The following is a 17,112-nucleotide window of genomic DNA, read 5'->3' on the forward strand; positions in this document are numbered from 1 at the left end:
CTGTCCCGCCAACTTGGCCTGGACATGACGACATGTCAAGAGTGCCGACAGCACTCAACCCCTTGCGAAATCACGCCAGTTAACTGAAAGCGCGAGCGATCCGCCCGGCCACCGTCCCACTGAAGCGGACCGCCTCGGCGGCGGCGGGCAGCGGGTCGTCCGTACAGAACCAGGCCCGCTCGGTCTCCCGGCCGCGCAGCGCGCCCGGCAGCAGCCCGGGCGGCAGCCGGCGTTCGCGCCAGGCCCAGCAGAGCGCCGAGGGCAGGTCCAGCTGCCCGACCACGAAGCTGCGCCGGTCGCGCTGGGGTGACGCCGGGACCGGGCGCCCGGTCAGGTCGAGGTGCATGGCCCGCACCACGTCCACCCCGTGCTCGTTCTCGAAGAGCCGGAACTGCGCCCCGGTGCGCGGGTTGAAGTCGACCAGCTTGTACCGGCCGTCCCGCAGGTCGAGCCGCCAGTCCAGGTCCGCGCTCCCCCGGTAACCCAGCCGGCCGCAGAAGCCGGCGGCCAGCGCGGCCAGCTCGCGGTTGGGCAGCGCGCACGCCCGGGTGGTGACACCGGCCTGCGGCGGCCAGGCGCGCTGCTTGACACCGGTGAAGACCAGCGGCGCCGCGCCGTCCGCCGGGCAGTAGAGGTGGGTGATCCAGTCCTCCGACTGCTCGGGCGGCAGGTACTCCTGCACCAGCAGCGAGAGCGCCCGCCCGTCCGGCACCACCGCCCGCAGCTGCGCCTCGTCGCGGACCAGCGTGGTGTTGCCGACCACCGGTGCCCGCAGCCGGGTCCAGGCCTCCAGGTTCTTCAGGATCAGCGGGTAACCCCACTCCCGGCCGATCGCGAGCAGCTCCGCGTGGTCCGCCGGGGCCCAGGCGCGCGGGGTCGGCACGCCGTACGCGAGGCAGGTCCGGTGCAGGCCCGCCTTGCTCGCCAGCACCCGGGGCAGCCCGGGCGGCACCGGCGGCAGCAGGAGGCAGCCGCGGAGCTCCTCGGCGTGCTCGGCCAGCAGGACGGCCGCCTCGTCGTCGGTCGGCACCGCCACCGCCGGGCGCCCGATCGCCCTGCCGACCCGCAGCAGCGCGGCCACCAGCGCCTCGGGCGCCTCCAGGCCGGTCGTGGGGCAGACGAAACGCCCGGTCAGCCGACGGGAGAGCGCGGCCGGCGTGAAGCGGTCCTCCACCATCGCGTACACCGGCACACCGCGCCTCCCGAGCGTGCGGATCGCGCCGACGCCGCCGTGGTGCTGCGGGTAGCGGCCCACCTTGACCAGCAGAGCGGGGACCGTGCGGTCCAGGTCAGGCCCGTCGATATGCATGGTGTCCTCGATTCGGCAGGCACCGGGCCGTGGCCCAGCTGCCATTGTCGGCGGCCGCGCCAGGTCCGCGCGACCCGCCGCCGGGGGCTGTGACGTGCTGTGCGGCCCCGGACGGCGCATTCTGGTACGGGGGCGCCGCAGCCGAGGAGGACGCCATATGGGCACGCAGCCGGACATCCCCGTCACCGTCGTGGGAGCAGGCCCGTACGGGCTGGCGACCGCCGCTCACCTGCGGGCCCGCAAGGTCCCGCTGCGGGTGTTCGGCGAACCGATGGACAGCTGGTCCGCCAGGATGCCGAACGGGATGTTCCTGAAGTCCACCCCGCGCGCCTCCTCGATCGCCGACCCGGGCGCGCACTGCCGGCTTCAGGACTTCCGCGCCGAGGAGGGCCGCCCGTCCGGCGAGGACCAGCACCCGGTGCCGGTCGACGAGTTCATCCGTTACGGCCACTGGTTCCAGGAGCGCTGCGTGCCGGAGGTGGAGCGCGAACGGGTCGAGCGGATCAGCTACCGGCGCTCCGCGTTCCACATCACGCTGGCCAACGGCGAGACCTTCGGCAGTCGCCGGGTGGTGCTGGCCACCGGTCTGGGCCCCTACCCGTACCTGCCGCCCTCGCTGGAGCCGCTGCTGGCCGAGGGCCGCGTCTCGCACCCGGCCGACCACGCCGACCTGGCGGTCTTCGCCGGCCGCCGGGTCGCGGTGATCGGCGCGGGGCAGTCGGCGCTGGAGAGCGCCGCCCTGCTGCACGAGGCGGGCGCCGAGCCGACCCTGGTGGCCCGCACCCGCAAGCTGCTCTTCGGCGACCCGCCGCCCACCGACAGCCCCACCGACCGGCCGCTGCCGGTGCGCCTGGTCAAGCCCGCCTCGCCGCTGGGTCCCGGCTGGTCGCTGGTGGCCTTCGCGCATGCCCCGCAGGCCTTCCGCTACCTGCCCGAGAGCACCCGGGCCGAGCTGGTGCGCACCGTGCTGGGCCCGTCCGGCGCCTGGTGGCTGCGCGACCGGGTGGACGGGCGGTTCCCGCAGCTGACCGGGCGCACCCTGCACCGCGTGCTGGCCGACGGCGAGGGGCCGGTGCGACTGGATCTGCGCGGTGGGCAGGGCCGCCCGGAGGTGCTGGAGGCCGACCACGTGCTCTCCGCCACCGGCTACCGGGTGGACGTCGACCGGCTGCGGCTGCTCGACCCGGAGCTGCGCCGGGCGTTGTCGCGCACCGGCACCGCGCCGGTGCTCTCCGCGGAGTTCGAGTCCTCCGTGCCGGGGCTGTACTTCGCCGGCCTGTCCGCCGCCGCGACCTTCGGGCCGGTGCTGCGCTTCGTCTGCGGGACCGGCTTCGCCGCTCGCCGGATCAGCTCGGCGGTCGTCGCCTCGGGCGGGCGGTGAGATGCCCGGCCGCGCCGCGCGCACGGCCGTCGTCGCGCTGTTGGCAGCGCTGACGGCCTGCGCGGGCTCGTCGGCCGGTACGCCGGCCGGTACGGCGTCGGGGAAGCCCGCGGGGACCGCGCCGGTGAGCGACGCGACTCCGGCCGCGCCCGGCCCCTGGCACCAGGTCTTCGCTGACGAGTTCACCGGTGACTCCCTCAACTCTGGTCGCTGGACGACGTGTTACGACTGGAACCTGGGCGGCTGCACCAACAGCGGGAACAACGAGCAACAGTGGTACCTGCCCGGTCAGGTGACCGTCGGCGGCGGCCATCTGACGCTGACCGCCGAGCGCCGCACCACCCAGGGCACCGACGGCCGGAGCTATCCGTGGACCTCCGGCATGGTCTCCACCGGCCGCGACTCCTGGGACGCGGCGCCGCGGCACACCTTCACGTACGGCTACTTCGAGGCCGCCGTCCGCTTCCCGGCCCAGAGCGGGATGTTCGGCGCCTTCTGGCTGATGCCGGCGTCCCGCTCCACCCCACCGGAGATCGACGTCGCCGAGGAGATCGCCGGATCGCAGAGCATCCAGCTGACCCTGCACTGGCCCGGGCCGAACGGCCAGGACATGGCGCAGGCCACCCGCTACGGCCCGATCGACCTCCCCGCCGGCTTCCACGACTTCGCGGTGGACTGGGAGCCGGCCTCGGTCACCTGGTACGTCGACGGCGTCCAGCGGTTCCAGATCACCGACCGGTCCAAGATCCCCACCGTGCCGATGGAGGTACTGCTGACGCTCGCGGTGGGCTTCCCCGCCGCGCCGCCCGCCGGGGTGGACTCGGCGCAGATGCTGGTGGACCGGGTCCAGGTCTGGCAGCACTGAGCAGTGCGCCCGGTCACGCGTCGAGGACCGGCGGACCGCCGACCGGGCGGCCGAGCGCCGCGCGGGCCCGGCGGTAGTAGCGCCACCCGGTGGTGCGCAGCTGCTCGCGGAACGGCGCGACCGGCGCGCCGGCGCCGCGCGTCCAGGCGTCGAAGAGTTCGGCGGGCGTGTCCGAGCGCACCATCAGGCGGGCGATCCGGAACGGGTCGTCGGAGCCGGAGCTGAACGCGTTGGCCACCGCCGTCGCCGAGGTCCAGCCCGCGTCGCGGACCATCCGGCGCACCGTGAGGCTGGAGTAGCCGTGCGGGTAGGCGAAGGACGTCACCGGGTGGTCGAGCACCTCCTCCAGACGCAGCTTGCTGAGCTTGATCTCGGTGCAGAGCTTGCGGCGCGGCAGGGTGTCCAGCTGCGGGTGGGTCTGGGTGTGGCCGCCGATCTCGAAGCCGAGCGCGTCCAGGGTGACCACCTGACGCCAGTTCAGCATCGGCGCCGGCGGCAGCAGGCTCCCGTCCGGCTCGTCGCCGGGCACGTGCAGCGCGCCGTTGGTGACGTAGAGGGTGGCGGGCAGGTTGCGTTCGGTGAGCAGCGGCGCGACCTTCCAGTAGAAGTCGGCGAAGCCGTCGTCGAAGGTGAGCACGGCCGCGCGGGCGGGCAGCGCGGGGCCACCGCGCAGCGCCGCGACCAGGCGGCGCAGCGGCACCACGGTCAGTCCGGCGTCGGCGATCCGCTCCAGCTGCTCGGCGAAAACCTTCGGGGGGACCGTGAAGGGCGCGATCCAGGCCGGCGGGTCGTCGCTCACCGAGTGGTACAGGAAAACCGGGACCGCGGTCATGGCGCGGCCCTCCGGCCCGGCAGCAGGGCCAACAGAACGGCCGCCAGCGCGGCGGTCAGCAGCACCCGCACGGGCGTGAACGCTCCGGCGAGCATCAGCGCGGTGCCGGTGACGGCGGCGAAGCCCAGGCTCACCGCGACGGTGAGCACCACGGCCCGCAGCCGTCCGCCGCTGCGGTCGCGCCCGCCGGGGCCCTGCTCGGGCGCCAGGCGCCGCACGAGTTCCACGCCGGGCACGGTGAGCAGCGCGGCCAGCACCAGCAGGATCCGCAGCGGGGCGGCGACCGGCAGCAGCAGGGCGATCGGCCCCACGAGCGCCAGCAGCACACGGACGGCGGTCATCGGGACCCTCCCTCGGGGAGCACCTGGTAGACCACCGCGTCCGCGGTGCGCTCCAGGACGGGGAAGTGCGGGTCGGTGGCCAGCGTGCTCTCCAGCCGGGACAGGTTCGTCCCGGGCAGCGCGCCGGTGGCGGTCAGTTCGGCCTGCTGCGAGCGGGTCAGGATCAGGAAGGTGTCGCCGCCGTGCCCCGAGGCCATCGTCTCCAGCCCGGCGATCGGGTTGGCGGCCAGCAACTGGCGGTCCGGCAGCGCCTGCTGGTCCATCCACAGCCGGTCGTAGCTGCCGTAGTCGGTGTACGCGTAGGGGAAGTTGTCGTTCGCGCCCATCACCAGCGAGCCGGTCGGGGCGTGGCTGTAGAGCCACTGTGCGGCCGTGGTCTCGGACGGGGTGAAGTAGTTGACCTCCTCCTTGCCGTAGTACGCCAGCGAGAAGGCTGCCAGCAGGGCGAGCAGCGCGGCCGGCAGCACCAGCACCCGGCGCGCCCGGACGGTGGGCCGGCGCGCGGCCCGCCGCGAGGCGGGGGTGCGACGCGGGACCAGCAGCACGGTGACGGCGGCGAACGCGGCGGCGGGCAGCGCGAAGAGGTAGACCCGGAAGACCATCTCGCCGCCGTAGCTGTTGGCCAGCAGCCAGGGCAGCGGGGCCAGCACCAGCAGCGGCACCGCGGTGTGCCGCAGCGAGCGCCGGCGCAGCAGGGCGACCGCCGCGAAGACGAACACCAGGGCCGTCAGTCCGCGGTCCGTCCAGGCCACCATGACCTGGCCCGGCGAGGCGCCGGCCAGGCCGAGCACGCCGGAGGTGGCGTTGGAGCCCGGCTGGGTGAGTCCGATCAGCACCGCGTGCAGGTTCTGGCTGAGGTAGGGCCGGGCCACCGTGAGGTCCCAGCCGGCCGTGAGCAGGGTCGCGCCCAGCAGGACGGGCAGCACCACCCGGCGGTTGCGGCGCGGGATCGCCAGCGCGACGAGGGTGCCGACCAGCATCAGCGGGGTGAGCGGGTGCGCGCAGACCATGGCGGCGACCGGGATCATCAGCAGCAGCACCCAGCGGGTGCGCGGGCCGCCGGCCGCGCCCCTGATCCGTCCCGCGCCGACCACCGAGCGTCCGGCCGAGGCCTGGGCGCGTGGCAGTCGGCGGACCACCACCGCGACCACGCAGACGTACAACACGAAGGCGAAGGCCTGCGGGGAGTAGTAGTCCTGGCCGACCCAGGAGCAGGCGAAGAAGAGGAAGGCGCCGCCCCAGACCAGCCGACGGCTGCGGGTGAACGAGCGGTAGAGCAGCACCAGCGGGGCGAGCAGCGCCAGATTGGTCAGCAGCGGTGCCCAGGCGGCGTAGGAGAGCGCGGAGTTCAGGCCGGTGGCGCGCAGGATCAGCTCGTTGAGGACGAAGAAGCCTGGCCACTGGCGGTAGACCTGGAGTGGTCCGGTGCCGTTGGGCAGGGTGCCGTGTTGCATCAGCGCGTCCGTGACGGCGACGTGTTTCCAGGCCCAGCTGTAGCGCAGTTCGGGGTAGAGCAGCGCCGGGGTGGCGTGCAGCATCGTGATCAGGCCCACCAGGTACCCGGCGTAGCGCCGGGTCGGGGTCCGGCGGTCGGTCAGGCAGGCACCGAAGCCGAGCACCAGCACGGCCAGCGCGGCCCAGAAGGTCACCGGCAGCACCCGGACCAGGCCCAGGTCGCCCATCGCGCTCAGGTTCACCCCGCGCAGCGAGAGCAGCCACAGCAGCAGCGCCACCGGCAGTCCGAGCCGGGCCGGCAGGGATCCGCGGCCGGTGAGACGGCCGCGCAGGTAGCCGAGGACGGTGGCGGCCACACCGGTGACGAGCGCCGGCACGGTGCCGCCGCCGCCCGGGCGCAGGCCCCTGACCAGCGCGCTCGGGATGGTGGAGCGCAGGTAGCCGCGCTCACTGGCGAGCGCCGGACCGCTGCCCGCGTACCGCGCCACCGCCGCCTTGGACAGGCCCTCGGCATAGCAGCGGGCCCGGAAGTACGACCAGGTGGTGCGGGCCGGCGGCACGTGGTGGCGGACGGCGGCGGACGGTTCGTAGCGCAGCACCGAGCCCGGGTTGCGCGCGGCCATCCGCAGGCAGAGCTCGGTCTCCTCGCAGCCCAGCGGACGGGTGCCGACCCGGCCGAGGTCGGTCCGGAAGCCGCCGGCGCCGACCATCTCGGCCCGCCGGAAGGACATGTTCGCGCCGATGAAGTTCCGTATCTGTGCGGACTGTTCGGGCAGTCCTCGGTAGGAGCAGCCGACCACCCAGTCGAACTCCCTGGGAAACCAGGCCGGTCGGCCGGTCTCCCACCAGGGGCGGACCAGGCCGCCGACGCCGAGCACGCGCGGGTCCAGGTAGCCGGCCAGCAGCCGTGCCGTCCAGTCCGGGTCGGCCGCCGCGTCGTCGTCCAGGAACGCGACGACCTCGCAACCCGCCTCCTCCACACCGGTGTTGCGGGCGCCGGAGAGGCCCTGGCGCTGCCGGTTGGGGATCACCCGCAGGCCGTCCAGTTCGGCCCGGGCCCGCGCGGCGAGCTCAGGGCAGTGGTCGATCACCAACAGGATCTCGTCGGCCGGATGGCGCTGGGAGCGGACCGAGGCGACGGCCGCGCTCAGGTCCTCCCAGCGCTCGGTGGTGTAGGCGCAGATCACCACGGAGAGGCTGGGCAGCACCGCGGTGCGCGGGATCGTGGTCATGAGGACGCTCCGTCGGATGTCCAGCGCGGGAGGGTGATCAGCAGCGGCACGGCGATCACGCACTCGGCGATCAGCCAGGCCAGGCCGACGCCGGTCAGGCCCATCGAGGGCAGCAGCAGCAGGGTCAGGCCGAGCACCAGGGCGCAGAGCGCGGCCTGCAGTCCGACCACCCGGCGCAGCCGCCGCTGGGCCCGGGCCACGTCGACGGCCACGCCCAGCACCAGGTTGGGCAGCGCGGCCAGCGCCAGCAGCCGCACCGGCGCGGTGCCCGCGGCGGCGTAGCCGGGGCCGAAGAGCCGCAGCAGCCAGGGGGCGACGGCCACCACCAGGGCGGCGCCGATCGCGATCAGCGTGCCGCTGTGCCGCAGGACGGTACGGGTGTGCTCGGCCAGCCGGGCCGGGTTGCCGGCCGACTCGACGATCAGCGAGCTGCCCATGTTGTGGGTGGCCAGGAAGAGCGTGTAGGCGATCACCCAGGCCAGCGAGAAGTAGGCGTTCTGGTCGGGGCCGAGCCGGTCCAGGACCAGCAGCGGCACCAGGTTGTAGGCGGCCAGCCGGAACAGGAAGCCGGCGTAGTCGGCCGCCGCGTAGCCCAGCAGTCCGGGCGGCGGCGCCGCCGCGGGGGCCCGGCGCTGGTGCGCGGGCACCGCCCGGCGCAGCAGGTAGGTGGTGGTGACGGCCAGCGAGACGGCCAGCGCGCCCGCCCAGGAGAGCAGGATGCCCGAGCCCAGCGCCGCGTAGGCGAAGAGCGCCAGCATCAGCGTCTTCACCACGGCGAAGAGCGCGTTCTCGCCGAGCACCCAGCCGGGCCGGCGCAGGCCGGTGAGGCCGCCGTCCTGGAGGACGAAGACCGCGTAGCCGGCCGTCGCGGCGACGAAGCCGGCGGCGTAGAGCGGGCTGCGCAGGAAGGCCAGGTTGGGGGTGAGCCGGGGCACCAGCAGCAGGAAGAGCAGCGCGGCCAGCGCGCTGGCGGCGATCGCCGCCGCGTAGCAGCGCAACACCAGGCGGCGGGTGTGCAGTCCGGCGGAGGGGACGAAGCGGACCAGTACGTCGTTGAGGTTCAGCTGCCCGATCCCGGCCAGCAGGGTGGCCGCGGCCAGCACCGCGTAGCCGAGGCCGACGTCCCGCACGCTGTACCAGGAGGTCGCGAGCAGCCAGAAGAACGCTCCGAGCGACGCGGTGAGCAGCGAACTGAGGGTCAGCAGATGGCCGTTGTGCAGCACCGGTTCGCTGGCCACGGCCGACCGCAGCCGCGCTCTCAGCAGTTCGGCGTAGGAGTGGGTGGCGAGCGAGGGCGCCGGCGCGATGCGGGTGGACATGGCCGGTTCACTCCCCGTGCCGGTGCGAGCGGACCCGGTGCGCCTGGACCCGGCTGCGCAGGTAGCCGAGCGGCCCGTACAGCAGGCCGCGCAGCTCCAGGTGGCCGAGGTCCGGGCCGCTGTGGACCGGCGCGCCGGTGTCGCGGTGGGAGCGCCGCGCGGCGTGGCCGACGCCCTGCGGCAGCCGGCGCAGCAACTCGGGGAGCATCGCGGGTTCGTGGGCCAGCGCGGCGGCCAGGAAGGCGCCGAACCCGGCGCCGTAGCCGAAGGCCTGGGCCGGAACCGCCTCGGGGGTGCGGCGGTGGCGGTGCCAGATGACCGCCTCAGGCTGGTAGGCCAGCGTGTAGCCGGCGGCCAGCACCCGGAAGAAGGCCAGCAGGTCGTCGCCGCCGCGGGCCGGGGTGCCGGTGCCCATCGCCGGGTCGAAGCCGCCGAGCCGGCGCAGCGCGGCGGTGCGGAAGGCCATGTTCGCGCCGGAGCCGAACTGCCCTGCGGCGAAGGGGAAGAGCGGGTCGGCCGGCGGCTCGCGCAGCGACCAGCTGCGTGGCGTGAAGCCCTTGGCGAAGCCGCCGTGCAGCTCCAGCGCGACCTGCGCGGGGGTGTCGAGTTCGGCGGGCAGGATCAGCCCGGTCACGCAGCCGGCGCGCTGGTCGTCGGCGAAGGCGGCGGCCAGCGCGGCCACCCAGCCGGGGTCGGCGAGGGTGTCGTCGTCGGTGAAGGCGCAGACCTCGCCGTGCGCGGCGGCCAGACCCGTGTTGTGCGCCCTGGCCAGGCCCGCCACCGGCTCGCGCAGGTAGCGGACCCGGCCGGCGTAGCGCTCACGGATCAGCGTCCTCGCTTCGTCGCTCGACGGGGCGTTGTCCACGACGATCAACTCCAGCTGCGGATAGCCGTTCCGCAGCAGGGAGTCGAGACACTGTCGCAGCTGGCCCGCGCGGTTGTGGGTGGCGACGATGACGCTGACCCGCAGAGCGTCCGCCGGCGCCCGGGCGCTGCCCGCCCGACAGGGGCGCGCCTCGGGCGTCGCGGTGGCTGGGGAGCTGGTGGTGCTGGTGTGCGTGGGGGTGAACGCAAGGTCGCGATGGGCGGCGTCGACCAGCGCCCGGCGCAGTCCGGCGCGATCGCCGGGCGCACCGCTGGCGCGGACCAGCCCGAGCGGGTGTCCGTGCAGCCGCACCAACGCCAACACGCGTCCGTCCGGGTCGGTCGGCCCTTGGCCGCCGGGCGAGCGAAGCTCACCGGGGTCGTCCAGCTCGAGCTCGACGACGTGGACGGGGGTGTAGAGCGAGTCGCGGGCGGCAAGGCGGGGACAGGCCGCGTCGGTGCGCCGGTCGGAGCCGTTCATCGCTCCCCCACGGCCTTCGTCTGTGCGGGCCGGGCGCCGTCCTTGCGCGGGGGGCGCTCGGCGATGAGGGTCCGCAGTACCCGTCGGCCGTCGGAAACCGCATGCAGGTGGGATTGCCCGTTGCGGCGGGGGAGTTCGAGGCTCGGGACCTCGGCGAGGCGAAGGCCCGAGCGCAGCGCGTGCGCGACCATCTCGGCCTCGATCTCGAAGCCGGTGGAGCGCAGGTCCAGGGTCTCCAGGAAGCTGCGCCGGAAGGCGCAGTAGCCGTAGCAGAGATCGGTGAGCCGGGCGCCGTAGAGTCGGTTGACGACCGCGAGCAGTGCGCGGTTGCCGAGGCTGCGCACGACCGTGAGGTCGAGCGAGCCGCCGCCGGCCAGGTAGCGCGAGCCCTTGACGAAGTCGTAGCCGTGGTCGAGGAAGTGCAGGTAGTGCGGGATCTCGCCGGGCGACATCGAGCCGTCGGCGTCGATCATCACGATGTACTCGCCGGTGGCGGCCTCGAACCCGGTGCGCAACGCGCTGCCCTTGCCGTGGCCGCGTTGGCGCACGGTACGGACGGCCGGCAGGCAGTGGGTGGCCATCCGCAGGGTGGCGTCCCGGGATTCGCCGTCGACCAGGACGACCTCGTCCACGCAGCGGGGGATCTGTTCGAAGACCCAGGGGATGTTGCGCGCCTCGTCGCGGGCCGGGACGACCAGGCTGACGGTGTGCCGGGTACGGGCCCGGTCGCCGGCGCGGCGCAACAGCCGGTCGTCGGCTCGGCGGGCCGGGGTGCTTTCGGGCAGGGTGGTACTCATTGCGGTCTGCCTCTCGGAGGCAATGGGGCAGGGCCCGGGCGAAGAACAGCCGGGGCGTGCCCTGGCGGAAACGGGGCTGAACCCGCCGCAGTCACAGGCGGGGACCCGTTGAAAGGGCCGAGAAGGGGGCGGCGGCACCGCGGGTGCGGTGAGCAGCTCTCGCGCGTCGGGGGCGTGAGGCGTGCCGCCCGCTTCTCTGACGCCGAAGCGTCGGTGTGGAAACTGGCCGATGTGCTGTCCGCGGCGGGTGGGGGGCAGTGCCTCCCGCAGAAACTCCCGATACGGTGCCAGGCCCCCATCATGGTCTGCGGATTCATACCAGGTCAAGGGGATTAGTGGTTATTTGTCACGCTCTTTGCTATATGTCCGGTTCTAGCGGGTTCCCTCGCGCCCGGACCCGAACCCCGGCCCGCCGTCCTTCGGGCCGAGCGAGTCGGCGATCCGGCGGGCGATCTCCTCGGGCCTGGCCGGCCGCCCGAAGTGCCAGCCCTGGGCCCAGTCGCAGCCCATCGTGCGCAGCCGCTCGGCGTGGTCGGCGTTCTCCACGCCCTCGGCCGTGACGGTCAGCCCCAGCGTGTGCGCCAGCGAGACCAGGCCGCCGATGATCCGCCAGCCGAGCTGCTGCTCCTTGCCGGACTCCTTGAGGTCGCTGACGAAGGAGCCCGCGATCTTCAGGCTGGAGACCGGCAGGTCGCGCAGGTAGGCGAGGTTGGACCAGCCGGTGCCGAAGTCGTCCACGGCCAGCGAGACACCCAGGTCGACCAGCGAGTGCAGGGCCCGCACCGACTCGTCGTGCGGTCCGACCACCGCGCTCTCGGTGATCTCCAGCTGGAGCAGCCGCGGGTCCAGGCCCGAGGTGCGCAGGATCCGGTCGATGTCCGCCACCAGGCCGGCGTTGCGCACCTGACGGACCGCCAGGTTGACGTTGATCTGCGGCGCGTGGGCGCCGAACCGCTTCGCCCAGTCCGCCGCCTGGCCGCACGCCTGCTCCAGCACCCAGCGGCCCAGCGGCATGATCAGGCCGGTCTCCTCCGCCGTGCCGATGAACTCGTCCGGGCCCAGCACGCCCAGCTGCGGGTGCCGCCAGCGCACCAGCGCCTCGACCGCCGCCAGCGAGCCGTCCGCCAGCGCGCAGAGCGGCTGGTAGTCGATGAAGAACTCCCCGCGGTCGAGCGCGACGGGCATCCGCACCGAGACCGCGTAGCGGCTCACCGCGCGGGCGTTGCGCTGCGGGTCGAAGAGCGTCCAGCGCCCGCGGCCCTCCTCCTTGGCCCGGTAGAGCGTGAGGTCCGCCGCCCGGACGGCCGCCATCGGCGTGGTGGCCGCCACCGGCCGCTCCAGCACCCCGATGCTGGCGCCGACGGCCAGCCGGTGACCGTCGATCGGGACCGGCTTGGCCAGCGCCGCCAGGACCGTCTTGGCCGCCGCCACGGCCTCCTGCTCACCGCGGCAGTTCTCCAGCAGCACCACGAACTCGTCGCCGCCCAGGCGCGCCACCAGGTGGCCCAGCGGACGCAGCGCGGACTCCAGCCGCAGGGCGACGGCGGCCAGCAGCTGGTCGCCCATCTCGTGGCCGAGGCTGTCGTTGACCACCTTGAAGCCGTCCAGGTCCACGTAGCACAGGCCGAACCGGGCGCCCGGCTCCGGGGACTCGAAGAGCGCCTCCAGCCGCTCGAAGAACGCGGTGCGGTTCGGCAGGCCGGTCAGCGGGTCGTGGGTGGCCTGGTGGCGCAGCCGTTCCTGTAGGCGGTAGCGGTCGGTGATGTCCTCCAGCATCGCCACCTGGTAGACCGGCAGGCCCTCGTCGTCGCGGATCAGCGAGCAGGTCAGGTGCGTCCAGACCACCTCGCCGTCCTGGCGGTAGTACGGCTTGTCGAACTGGAAGTGCTCGCGCTTGCCGCTGACCAGCTCCTCGTAGGCCTCCCAGACGCCCGGGGTGTCCTCCGGGTGCACCAGGTCGTTGACCCGGCGCCCGCGCAGGTCCTCGGGACGGGCGCCGAAGATGTCCTGCAGGGCCTTGTTGGCCGCCAGGATGTTGCCCTCGACGTCGCCGATGCCGATGCCGATCGCGGCGCTCTCGAAGAGCGCCCGGAACCGCGTCTCCGACTCGCGCAGGGCCCGCTCGGCCTCCTTGCGCGCGGCGTCCGCGGCCTGGTGGATGGCCTCCTGCTCGGCCAGCGTCCGCTCGCGCAGCGCCGCCGCCCAGCCCGCCGCGAAGGCCCCGGTGAGTTCGGCGGTCCGGCCCTGCGCGAGGTCGCTGCCGTGCAGCAGGCCGACCGCCCGGGCGAGGATCTCGGGGTCGGTGAAGTGCGCGTCCACGAGCAGCGCGCCCGCCTCCTCGGCCGACCCGGCGTCGAAGCCGCCGTCCTGCTCGGAGCGGTGCAGCAGCGCGGTCGTCCGGGCCACCAGCCGGCGCAGCGCCCCCGGGTGCATGGCCGCGCCCTGGCCGCTCTGCAGCAGCTGGGCCCAGTCCTCGGGGAAGGCGGTGGTGGGTCTGCCGGCGGCGGTCCGGTCGCCGGCCGGTGGCGGGCCGGTCACGGCCGGCGCCCCACGCCGACCACTCCGACCATCCGTTCGGGGTGCGGGCCGACCGTCGCCGGCTCCTCCGGGCGCCACTGCGGCAGGTAGACGACGCCGGGCTCGACCAGCTCGAAGCCGTCGAAGAGTCCCCGGATCCGCTCCATCGAGCGCATGGTCAGCGGCGTGGGCGTGCGGTTGTACAGGTCCTGGTGCGCGTCGGCCTGGTCCGGGCGGCCCTCCAGGGAGGCGTGGCAGAGGGCGAGGGCACTGCCCGGCGGCAGGGCGTCGCGCAACGTGCGGACGATCGCCTCCGGATCCTGCTCGTCGGTCACGAAGTGCAGCACCGCGACCAGCAGCACCGCCACCGGCTCGCCGGGCGCCAGCAGCCCGACCACCTCGGGCCTGGAGAGCAGGTCGGCCGGGTCGGTCAGGTCGGCGTGCACCACCTGGCTGTGCTCGTCGTCCTTCAGCAGCAGCCGGCTGTGCGCGACGGCGACCGGGTCCTTGTCGACGTAGACCACCCGGCTCTCCGGCCGGATCTCGCGGGCGATCTCGTGCACCGCGCCGAAGGTCGGGATGCCGGAGCCGATGTCCAGGAAGCGGGTGAAACCCTGCTCGGCCAGGTACTGCACCGAACGGCGTAGGAAGGCGCGGTTGGCCCGCATGATCAGCGGGAGGTCGGGCCACAGCTTGACCGCCTGGCGGGCCATCTCGCGGTCGGCGGCGAAGTTGTGCGATCCGCCGAGGTAGTAGTCGTACACACGAGCCGCATTGGGCCGGTCGAGATCCATGCCAGCGGGCACCCACGGTGGTCTCTGCTGCATCAGGGACCCCTTCCGACACAGAAACAGACAAGAGGCACAAAGATCATCCTACGGTTAGCTGTTGACCGCAACCGTCCGGCGGAACAGCCCGCAACACCCGCGACCGGCGCAGAATGGCTGCATGGCAGGACGGATCGAGGACTACGCCCTGATCGGCGACCTGCAGACCGCCGCACTGGTGGGCCGCGACGGCTCGGTCGACTGGCTCTGCCTGCCCCGCTTCGACTCCCCCAGCTGCTTCGCCGCCCTGCTCGGCGACGAGCGGCACGGCCGCTGGCGCCTCGCCCCGGTCGGCGCCGCGGCCCCCGCCGCACGCGGCTACCGGGACGGCACGCTGGTGCTGGAAACCGTCTGGGAGACCCCCGCCGGCGCGGTACGGGTCACCGACTTCATGCCGCAGCGCGACCGCGACCCGCAGCTGATCCGGATCGTCGAGGGGTTACGCGGCGCGGTGGCGATGTGCGGCGAGCTGCGGCTGCGCTTCAACTACGGGCGCAGCGTGCCGTGGGTGCGGCGCACCGACCACCACCGGGTGGCGGTGGCCGGCCCGGACGCCGCCTGGCTGCGGGTCCCGCCCGGGGTGCACACCTTCGGGCGGGACCAGTCCACCCGGTCCGAGTTCACCGTGCGGGCCGGCGAACAGGTGCCGTTCGTGCTCACCTGGCAGCCCTCGCACCGCTCCGGCACCCGGCGCACCGACCCGCAGCGGGCCCTGCGCGAGACCACCGAGGGCTGGCAGCGCTGGGCGGCCGGCTGCCGCTACCGGGGCGAGTGGCACAGCGCCGTGCTGCGCTCGCTGATCACCCTCAAGGCCCTCGCCTACGCGCCGACCGGCGGGATCGTCGCCGCGCCGACCGCCGGACTGCCCGAGGAGCTGGGCGGCGTACGGAACTGGGACTACCGCTACTGCTGGCTGCGCGACTCCAGCATGACGCTCTCCGCCCTGCTGCGCGGCGGCTTCCGCGAGGAGGCGGCGGCCTGGCGGCAGTGGCTGCTGCGGGCGATCGCCGGTGACCCGGGCGACCTGCAGACGGTGTACGGGGTGGCCGGCGAGCGCGGCCTGCCCGAGACGGTGGCCGGCTGGCTGCCCGGGCACGGCGGCTCGGCGCCGGTGCGGCTCGGCAACGCGGCCGTCAGCCAACTCCAACTCGACGTCTACGGCGAGGTGGTGGACACCCTGGAGCTGGCCTACCAGGCCGGCATCCCGATGGAGCGCCAGGTCTGGACGCTGCTGCGCACGCTGATGGACTTCCTGGAGCAGCACTGGCGCGACCCGGACGAGGGCCTGTGGGAAGTCCGCGGCGGGCGACGGCACTTCGTGCACTCCAAGGTGATGTGCTGGGTGGCCGCCGACCGGGCCGTCAAGCTCGCCGAGGCCACCGGCCTGCCCGCCCCCGTCGACCGCTGGCGCGCGATGCGCGCGGCGGTGCACGCCGACGTCCTCGCGCACGGCTACGACGAACTGCGCGGTGTCTTCGTCCAGCACTACGGGGGACGGGAGTTGGACGCCGCGACGCTCTTCGTCGTGAAGACCGGCTTCCTGCCGCCGGACGACCCGCGGGTGGTCCGCACCGTCGAGGCGGTCCGCGACGGCCTGGACCACGGCGGCTTCGTGCGCCGCTACGCCCTCAACGGAGCACCGGTCGCCCCGGACGGCCTCCCGGGTGGCGAAGGCGCCTTCGTGGCCTGCTCGTTCTGGCTCGCCGACGCCCTGGCCGCGATCGGCCGCACGGCCGAGGCCCGCGAACTCTTCGGCCGCGCCGTCAATCTCGGCAACGACCTCGGACTCCTCTCGGAGGAGTGGGATCCGCTGACCAACCGCCAACTGGGCAACACCCCCCAGGCGTTCAGCCACGTGGCACTGGTGAACACCGCCTTCACGCTGGCCGCGACACAGTGAGCGGGGGCGCGGGGCAGGTTAACGGCTGAGCGAGCCGACGAGCGCGGTGGTGACCGGTCGGCGCGAGCCGGGTCAGCGCAGGCCGGGTCAGCGCAGGCCGGCGAAGAGGTCGTTCTCCGGCAGGTCCGCACCGGTGGTGTCGTGGACCCGGACGAAGGTCTCCACGCCCATCAGCTCGGTGAAGCGCTCCTTGCCCATCCGCAGGAAGAAGATGTTCTCGCTCTGGCTGGCGTGCGCGGCCAGCGCGTCGAACTTCTGGCCGCCGAACGCGCTGGCGTCCACCCAGGTGCTGATCTCCTCGTCGGGGAGCCCTATCTCCATCCGCGGCCCGGCGTCCGGCACCTCGGACAGATCCGGCTCCTCCCAGTCCCCGCCCAGCTCGCGCATGACCCGGCCGAACTCCGCCATCATGGAGCGCGGCGCGGTCGTCCAGTACACCTTGGACCCGAGCCCGGTCAGCGCCAGCGCCGCCATGGTGATCCGGTTCGCCTGGATGTGGTCGGGGTGGCCGTAGAAACCGTTCTCGTCGTACGTGACGACGACGTCCGGCCGGTAGCGCAGCATGAGGTCGGCGAGCCGGGCGGCCGCCTCGTCCACCGGCGTGCTCCAGAAGGACCCGGGCGCGTCGTTGGCCGGCCAGCCCATCATCCCGGAGTCGGCGTAGTCGAGCAGTTCGAGGTCGCTGAGCCCCAGGACCTTGCAGCTGGCCTCAAGCTCGATGCGCCGCATCGCGGCGACGGCGGCCGGATCGTGCCCGGGATCGCCGGGCTTGACGCCGCCCGGGCCGTCACCGCAGCCGCCGTCGGTACAGGTGACGAGCACCGTGCGGATGCCCTCCGCCGCGTAGCGCGCCAGGACACCCCCGGTTCCGGTCGCCTCGTCGTCCGGGTGGGCGTGCACGGCCATCAGGGTCAACGGGCGGGCGGTCATGAGGGCCATCCTCGGCTCGGTCGGATACACGACTCTCATTCTGCGGCACCCCGGTGACACCG

13 protein-coding genes are annotated in these 17,112 nt (G+C 73.9%); 3 read left to right on the forward strand and 10 right to left on the reverse strand.

Annotated elements, in window-relative coordinates; genetic code table 11:
• Positions 1-79 precede the first annotated feature (79 nt).
• The gene (locus tag BS80_RS33200) at positions 80-1,309 is read right to left on the reverse strand and encodes a carboxylate--amine ligase (RefSeq protein ID WP_051967532.1); all 1,230 of its coding nucleotides are present in this window, start codon (positions 1,307-1,309) and stop codon (positions 80-82) included.
• 157 nt (positions 1,310-1,466) lie between these two features.
• On the opposite strand from BS80_RS33200, the gene BS80_RS33205 reads away from it, so the two are divergent.
• Together BS80_RS33205 and BS80_RS33210 are read left to right on the forward strand one after the other, a co-directional pair.
• Positions 1,467-2,690, forward strand: coding sequence for an NAD(P)-binding domain-containing protein (locus BS80_RS33205; RefSeq protein ID WP_035805081.1), 1,224 nt, complete (start codon positions 1,467-1,469; stop codon positions 2,688-2,690).
• Between the two features lies 1 nt (position 2,691).
• On the forward strand, positions 2,692-3,555 hold the full coding sequence (locus tag BS80_RS33210; RefSeq protein ID WP_035805083.1) for a glycoside hydrolase family 16 protein: 864 nt from the start codon (positions 2,692-2,694) through the stop codon (positions 3,553-3,555).
• Between the two features lie 13 nt (positions 3,556-3,568).
• Here BS80_RS33210 and BS80_RS33215 read toward each other — a convergent pair whose 3' ends face one another.
• The 8 genes from BS80_RS33215 to BS80_RS33250 all read right to left on the reverse strand — a co-directional run bounded on the left by BS80_RS33215 (position 3,569) and on the right by BS80_RS33250 (position 14,220).
• Positions 3,569-4,387 carry a polysaccharide deacetylase family protein gene (locus BS80_RS33215; RefSeq protein ID WP_035805085.1) on the reverse strand — a complete coding sequence of 273 codons (819 nt, stop codon included), beginning with the start codon at positions 4,385-4,387 and terminating at the stop codon, positions 3,569-3,571.
• Complete coding sequence (locus BS80_RS33220) at positions 4,384-4,728, reverse strand: hypothetical protein (protein ID WP_035805087.1); 345 nt, start codon at positions 4,726-4,728, stop codon at positions 4,384-4,386. The genes BS80_RS33215 and BS80_RS33220 overlap by 4 nt, the downstream gene beginning before the upstream one ends.
• Positions 4,725-7,415, reverse strand: a complete 2,691-nt coding sequence (locus BS80_RS42160) for a glycosyltransferase family 2 protein (RefSeq protein ID WP_051967533.1) — start codon at positions 7,413-7,415, stop codon at positions 4,725-4,727. The genes BS80_RS33220 and BS80_RS42160 overlap by 4 nt, the downstream gene beginning before the upstream one ends.
• Entirely contained in the window at positions 7,412-8,734 is a 1,323-nt protein-coding gene (locus BS80_RS33230; RefSeq protein WP_051967534.1) for a polysaccharide biosynthesis protein, read from the reverse strand. The genes BS80_RS42160 and BS80_RS33230 overlap by 4 nt, the downstream gene beginning before the upstream one ends.
• 7 nt (positions 8,735-8,741) lie before the next feature.
• Positions 8,742-10,079 carry a glycosyltransferase family 2 protein gene (locus tag BS80_RS33235; RefSeq protein WP_083975630.1) on the reverse strand — a complete coding sequence of 446 codons (1,338 nt, stop codon included), beginning with the start codon at positions 10,077-10,079 and terminating at the stop codon, positions 8,742-8,744.
• Positions 10,076-10,876: a glycosyltransferase family 2 protein gene (locus BS80_RS33240; protein WP_035805088.1), complete on the reverse strand. Its 801-nt coding sequence runs from the start codon at positions 10,874-10,876 to the stop codon at positions 10,076-10,078. The genes BS80_RS33235 and BS80_RS33240 overlap by 4 nt, the downstream gene beginning before the upstream one ends.
• Positions 10,877-11,248: 372 nt before the next feature.
• Positions 11,249-13,414 (reverse strand): putative bifunctional diguanylate cyclase/phosphodiesterase, encoded by a 2,166-nt coding sequence (locus BS80_RS33245; RefSeq protein ID WP_051967535.1) that lies wholly within the window; start codon positions 13,412-13,414, stop codon positions 11,249-11,251.
• Positions 13,411-14,220, reverse strand: a complete 810-nt coding sequence (locus tag BS80_RS33250) for an SAM-dependent methyltransferase (protein ID WP_035805089.1) — start codon at positions 14,218-14,220, stop codon at positions 13,411-13,413. The genes BS80_RS33245 and BS80_RS33250 overlap by 4 nt, the downstream gene beginning before the upstream one ends.
• A gap of 121 nt (positions 14,221-14,341) precedes the next feature.
• On the opposite strand from BS80_RS33250, the gene BS80_RS33255 reads away from it, so the two are divergent.
• Positions 14,342-16,120 (forward strand): glycoside hydrolase family 15 protein, encoded by a 1,779-nt coding sequence (locus BS80_RS33255; protein WP_035805092.1) that lies wholly within the window; start codon positions 14,342-14,344, stop codon positions 16,118-16,120.
• A gap of 87 nt (positions 16,121-16,207) precedes the next feature.
• Here BS80_RS33255 and BS80_RS33260 read toward each other — a convergent pair whose 3' ends face one another.
• Positions 16,208-17,050 carry a PIG-L family deacetylase gene (locus tag BS80_RS33260; protein WP_035805095.1) on the reverse strand — a complete coding sequence of 281 codons (843 nt, stop codon included), beginning with the start codon at positions 17,048-17,050 and terminating at the stop codon, positions 16,208-16,210.
• Between the last annotated feature and the right edge of the window lie 62 nt (positions 17,051-17,112).

This window comes from Kitasatospora mediocidica KCTC 9733 (assembly GCF_000744225.1).
Lineage (GTDB): Bacteria > Actinomycetota > Actinomycetes > Streptomycetales > Streptomycetaceae > Kitasatospora > Kitasatospora mediocidica.